The organism is Methylomagnum sp., from assembly GCF_054333355.1.
In genome coordinates, this window is record NZ_JBTEKS010000277.1 from 1 (window position 1) to 5,800 (window position 5,800).

At 58.6% G+C, this 5,800-nt stretch carries 5 protein-coding genes and 1 pseudogene; 5 read left to right on the plus strand and 1 reads right to left on the minus strand.

What is annotated here, in order from left to right; all coding sequences use genetic code 11:
- Window positions 1-141: pseudogene (locus ACXWUF_RS17025) on the minus strand (Tn3 family transposase); the annotation flags it as partial.
- A 249-nt stretch (window positions 142-390) separates the two neighbouring features.
- Between ACXWUF_RS17025 and parA the strand changes: the two are divergent.
- From parA to ACXWUF_RS17050, 5 genes are all read left to right on the plus strand, one after another.
- Entirely contained in the window at window positions 391-1,020 is a 630-nt protein-coding gene (gene parA / locus ACXWUF_RS17030) for a ParA family partition ATPase (RefSeq protein WP_458503324.1), read from the plus strand.
- Window positions 1,017-1,262: a hypothetical protein gene (locus ACXWUF_RS17035; protein ID WP_458503325.1), complete on the plus strand. Its 246-nt coding sequence runs from the start codon at window positions 1,017-1,019 to the stop codon at window positions 1,260-1,262. The genes parA and ACXWUF_RS17035 overlap by 4 nt, the downstream gene beginning before the upstream one ends.
- A gap of 227 nt (window positions 1,263-1,489) precedes the next feature.
- Window positions 1,490-2,746: a replication protein RepA gene (locus tag ACXWUF_RS17040; protein ID WP_458503326.1), complete on the plus strand. Its 1,257-nt coding sequence runs from the start codon at window positions 1,490-1,492 to the stop codon at window positions 2,744-2,746.
- A 646-nt stretch (window positions 2,747-3,392) separates the two neighbouring features.
- On the plus strand, window positions 3,393-3,977 hold the full coding sequence (locus tag ACXWUF_RS17045) for a recombinase family protein (RefSeq protein ID WP_458503327.1): 585 nt from the start codon (window positions 3,393-3,395) through the stop codon (window positions 3,975-3,977).
- The coding region (locus tag ACXWUF_RS17050) for a Tn3 family transposase (RefSeq protein WP_458503328.1) at window positions 3,956-5,800 on the plus strand (1,845 nt) is incomplete at its 3' end. The genes ACXWUF_RS17045 and ACXWUF_RS17050, both read left to right, overlap by 22 nt.

A 5,800-nucleotide genomic window follows, 5' to 3' on the forward strand; every position in this document is an offset into this window, starting at 1 on the left:
GATGCGCAGGTCCGACTCGTGGTAAAGCAGCCCATCCAGCACATGGGTGGCGTCCCGCACCGCCGCATTGATGACCTGGGTGTGGAAGGGCGCGTACTGGTCGGAGATATGGGTATAGAACTGCACGCCCGGCTCCTGCCCTAGCGTATTTTGTTCTTCGGCTGTCAAGGGTGCGCTTCGCCGCTTCGCGCCCTTGACAGGGCAAGCCTTGCGCCAGCTATCAGCCTCTTTTCGGGGCTTCGCGCCCCGTAACCCCGCGCCATTTTTCCAAGCCGGGGTTCCAAGCCAGCGCCCCCCACATCCCGGCCCGTTTCGGGTTGACACGCCGCAAAAGTGCTTTTACAGTTATCCGTATTTACGGCGAATTACAAATACTGAAAGGCGGAATTAATGATTATCGCACTCCTCAACCAAAAAGGCGGTGTCGGCAAGACGACTCTCGCTGTCCATATCGCCCAGGCATTAGCACGCCTTGGCAATCGGGTTTTGCTTGTTGATGCTGACCCCCAGGGCAGCGCCTTGGATTGGTCAGCCAATCGGCCAGATAACCCCCTATTTCCAGTTGTTGGCTTGCCAAAGCCGAACCTACATAGGGAGTTGCCAGCTATTGCGGATGGTAAGGATTACATCCTGATTGATGGTCCGCCCCGTGTTAATGAGTTGGCACGAGCCGCCATTATGGCAAGTGATGTGGTTCTAATTCCTGTGCAGCCTTCGCCCTATGACGTATGGGCAGCTAAGGAGATAGTTGACCTTTTAAGCGAGGCAAGCACTTTTAAAGAAAACATTAAAAGCGCTTTTGTAATTAATCGTAAAATCGTAAATACGGCAATAGGTCGGGATGTAGGGGAAGCACTGGCTAGTTATTCCGTGCCAGTTCTTAAAACTACTATCGGCCAGCGCGTGGCTTTTGCTGAAAGTGCCGCCCAAGGTTTAACCGTCTTTGATACTGATTCGACCAGCCCAGCCACCCGCGAAATTGAATCCCTTGTTGCCGAGATTTTGGAGTTAGGAAAATGAGTAAGAAAATCACTATAGGAGCTAAGCCGACTACCCGGCCTGTTACTGCCGATGATTGGGTAGAAAGCCGCAAAGTAGAAACCGAGGCAGCAGAAGAAATGAAGCGCCTAACTTTTGATGTTTCCGAATCTTTGCACCGACGAATTAAGAGTCAGTGTGCCGCCAAGGGCGTTAAGATGGCCGACGAACTCCGAGAGCTTCTAGAAAAGCATTTTCCCGCAAATACTGTAGCTAAATCGTAATTACGGCGAACATCATTTACGGAAAACATCAATTACGGCGATTGTTATGAAGTTAAATTTATAGGGGATTGCCTAGTGATTAAAACGCATATATTGTGCTGATATAATAAAGGCGCAACCCCGCTAAGAGATACGCCTTTATTACTTTCCATTTCGGGCAGTTTGGAGCGTCCCCGCTTGAACTGCCCGGCTAACATAACATAAAAAAATAAAAGTGGAAGCTGGAAATGAATAGTGATGAAGAAACCCAACAGCCAAAAAACAAAAAGCCACTGGTAAGCAAGCGCCAGAAAAGCCAGCTTACCGAGTCTTTTAATATCTATACTACGCCAGCAACCCCCGCCGATTTGGCTTTCATAGCGCGGGAACTTGTACTTTGTACCCTTCCCCATAGTGACCCCGGCAATGTGCCTACATGGAGCAGGACAAACGGAAATTTAACTTTACGCATCAATCCGGGGTATAAAAGAGACGAGGAAACTAAACGGGATGTTTGTATAGGCTACCCTTACGGAACCATTCCCCGCCTTATCCTGATATGGATGATTACCGAGATTCTACGCACCAAAAACCGCCGCCTAGAGCTTGGACATTACCTTGGAAATTTCTTGGATAAAATAGGATTAAGCAGTAGTACGGGGCGCGGCAAGAGAGGAGACGCAAAGCGCGTTCAGCATCAGATGGAGCGGCTTTTTAATTCTACAATTAGTTTTGAATATAGGTTGGATAGCGAGTCAAGCAGAAGGAGCGGCAGGGCTTGGCTTAATATGGAAGTAGCACCAGAGGGGGTATTATGGTGGGATAATAAAGCTATTGACCAAGGCGCGTTATGGGGAAGCTGGATAGAGGTAGGAGAAAAGTTTTATCAGGCAGTAATAGCAAATCCTTACCCGCTGGACATTAGGGTTTTACGCAAGATAAAAGACAGTGCATTAGGGATTGACCTTTACACCATTTTAAACCGTGAAGCCTACCGCGCCAAAAAAGAAGGAAAATCGCGTTTTATAGCGTGGGAATGGCTATATGTCCAAACTGGCAACGAGTACAGCAATGAAGACGCAATCAGGAACTTCCGCCGCAAAGCCTTAGAGCAAATAGAGCAAATCCTTAAAGCCCATAGCGGCTTGCTTATAAGCATCCAGAAAGGGCGCAGGGGGCAAAAGTCCGGGCTGGTGGTCAGCAACCTTTCTACCCCGTCAATCCCTCCTGAACCCCCGCAGAAGTTGCCCCAGGATGCGGCGGGCGGGCAGATCGCCGCCGCTTCCCCTAGGCTGGCGCTAGTCCCGCCTTCGCCGCAACACCTGCCCCAGCTCCACCCCGCCACAATCGAGCAGTTCCGCGAGCGCTACCCGCTGCTAGACCCCTACACCTGCAAACATGACTTCGACGCATGGCAGGAAGGGCTAGAGCCGAACAGGAAGGCGAGGGACTACGACAAGGCGTTCCTTGGCTTTGCTTCCAAATGGGCGTTTGGCAAGGCGTAGGGCATCACCCAACACCAGCACCATAAAGCCAGAGGCATAAACTCACTGACTTCTTTAGGTTTTGGTGTGGAACATTTTTCGTGAAACAATTTCTTGTGGGTAAGCCAGTGCAAAACGCAAGTTATTCTGGGTGAATTGGTACACCCTAACTGTTTTATTTAAAATCAATAAGTTAGTTAATTTATTCTGGGTGAATTGGTACACCCTAACATGGGTGAATTGGTACACCCATTCTATATCTAAGAATCTATAAAAAATCTTCTGTAGTTAGCGGGCCGCTTCCTGTGGATAACTTAGCGGACAACCAACAACGCCAGGGCAGGAAGATTGATTGATTAAGCGGAGTTCGCTAACGCTCACAACCTGTTTTGATAGCGGGGAGACCCCGCACCCCCTCACGGCAGCCAGCCAAGGGGGGGTCAGCTCACGAAACGGAAAATATCGTACGCTAAGAAATCGAAGTCCCTGTTTAACCGAGGCTTCAGGCCGCCAATCGCGTCTCGATCCGTCCAGTTGAGGCATACCCCATCCTGGCGTCAGGAAGGCCGTCCCAAAGTGTCAGACTAGAATCCGTTTTGGAATTGATTGACACATTGCACGCAAGGTTATAGATGTCATCCTGACAGATCAGTTCAGGAGACCCCCCTTGCACGGCCAACGCATCGGCTACGCCCGCGTCAGCAGCCTCGACCAGAACCCCGAACGCCAGCTGGAACAGATTCCCCTGGACCGCGTCTTCACCGACCACGCCTCCGGCAGGGATGTCCGGCGGCCGGAGCTGGAGCGCCTCCTGGCCTTCGTCCGCGAGGGCGACACGGTGGTCGTGCACAGCATGGACCGCCTGGCCCGCAACCTCGATGACCTGCGCCGGCTCGTGCACACGCTCACCGGGCGGGGCGTGTGCGTCGAGTTCGTCAAGGAACGCCTGACCTTCACCGGCGAGGATTCGCCCATGGCGAACCTGATGCTGTCGGTGATGGGGGCGTTCGCCGAGTTCGAGCGCGCCCTCCTCCGCGAGCGGCAGCGCGAAGGCATCGCGCTCGCCAAGCGGCGGGGCGCCTACCGGGGCCGCCACAAGGCCCTGGCCGACGACCGGATCGCCGAGCTCCGGCGACGCGCCCACGCCGGTGAGCCCAAAGCCGCCCTGGCCCGGGAATTCGGCATCAGCCGCGAAACCCTCTACCAGTATCTCCGCGCCGAGGCCCGGGCGTGCCCCGCCGCCGGATGTTGACGCCGGCCGAGCGTGCCGGCCTGCTGGCCTTTCCCGAGGCCGTCGACGAACTCATCCGCCATTACACCTTCTCCGAAGCCGACCTCGCGGTGATCCGGCAGCGGCGCGGTGCCCACAACCGGCTGGGTTTCGCCGTGCAGCTCTGCTATCTCCGCCATCCGGGATTCGCCTTGCCGCCCGAAGGCGAGCCGCCGCCGCCCCTGCTGGCGTTCGTCGGCCGCCAATTGCGCCTCGACCCGGCCTTGTGGCCGGGCTACGCGCAACGCCCGGAGACCCGCCGGGAGCACCTGGCGGAATTGCAGGCCTGGCTGAACCTGCGGATGTTCACCCTAGCCGATTACCGCCGGGTGATTCCTCCGCTGGCCGAGCTGGCGCGGCAGACCGGCCGTGGCCTCGTGCTCGCCGAAGCCCTGGTCGGGTGGCTGCGGGAGCGGCGGATCATCCTGCCCGCCCTCGACGTCATCGAACGGGCCTGCGGCGAGGCGCTGAGCCGCGGCACGCGCCAGGTCTACGCCGCCCTGAACGAACCGTTGTCCGAGCCGCACCGCCTGGCCCTGGACGCCCTGCTGGCGGTCCGGGCCGGCGGTAAGAACAGCGGGCTGGCCTGGCTGCGCCAGCCGCCGGGGCCGCCCAAACCGAAACACATCCTGGCCCACCTGGAGCGGCTGAAGGCCGTGCGTGACCTCGGCCTTCCGGAGGGGCTGGAGAGCGCCGTCCACCAGAACCGTCTGCTGAAGCTGGCCCGCGAAGGCGGACAGATGACCGCCCAGCACCTCCGCGATCTGGAACCCGTCCGGCGCTACGCCACCCTGGTCGCGGTGCTGCTGGAGACCCGCGCCACGCTGATCGACGAGGTGATCGACCTGCACGACCGCTTCATGGCGTCGCTGTTCAGCCAGGCCAAGCGCCGCCATGCGGAGCGGTTCCAGCGGTCGGGCAAGGCCATCAACGAGAAGGTGCGCCTGTACTCGCGCATCGGCCGCGCCTTGCTGAACGCCAAGCAGTCGGGCAAAGACCCGTTCGCCGCCATCGAGGCCATCCTGCCCTGGGAGGCCTTCACCGAAAGCATCGCCGAGGCGGAGCAGTTATCCGAGCCCGAGGACTTCGATTGCCTGGCCCTCCTCGGCGAAAGCTTTTCGCAACTGCGCCGCTACACGCCGGTCTGGCTGGACGCCTTGTCCTTCCGGGCCGCCCCGGCGGCGCGCGACCTGCTCTCGGCCATCGACGTGCTGAAGGGCATGAACGAGCGGCAGGCCCGCAAGGTGCCCGGGGAAGCGCCGACCTCGTTCGTGCGCAAGCGCTGGAAGCCCTGGGTCAACACGGCGGACGGCCCGGACCGGCGCTTCTACGAACTCTGCGTGTTGTCGGAACTCCGCAACGCCCTGCGGTCGGGCGACATCTGGGCGCAAGGCTCCCGCCAGTTCAAGGACTTCGAGGCGTACCTGCTGCCCCGGCCGCGCTTCGCGGCGCTGCTCGAAGGGCGGGCGCTGGGCTTGGCCGTGGCGACCGAGGACCACCGCTTCCTGGACGCCCGGCTGGAGGCCCTGGAGCAGGAATTGGCGACCGTGGAACGCCTGGCCGCCGCCGACGAACTCCCGGACGCGTCGATCACCCCGGCGGGTCGCCTGAGGGTCACGCCGTTGGGCAAGGCCGTGCCGGAGGCGGCCGAAACCTTGATGGCGCAGGCCTATGGCCGCTTGCCGCACCTGAAGATCACCGAACTGCTCCTGGAGGTCGACGGGTGGACCCGGTTCACCCGGCACTTCACGCACCTCAAGAGCGGCGACCCCGCCCAGGATCGGAACCTGTTGCTGACCGCCCTC

Excerpts from the sequence above, each read along its gene's own strand:
- parA (WP_458503324.1), top strand. The coding sequence starts at position 391 with ATGATTATCGCACTCCTCAACCAAAAAGGCGGTGTCGGCAAGACGACT.
- ACXWUF_RS17035 (WP_458503325.1), top strand. The coding sequence starts at position 1,017 with ATGAGTAAGAAAATCACTATAGGAGCTAAGCCGACTACCCGGCCTGTT.
- ACXWUF_RS17040 (WP_458503326.1), top strand. The coding sequence starts at position 1,490 with ATGAATAGTGATGAAGAAACCCAACAGCCAAAAAACAAAAAGCCACTG.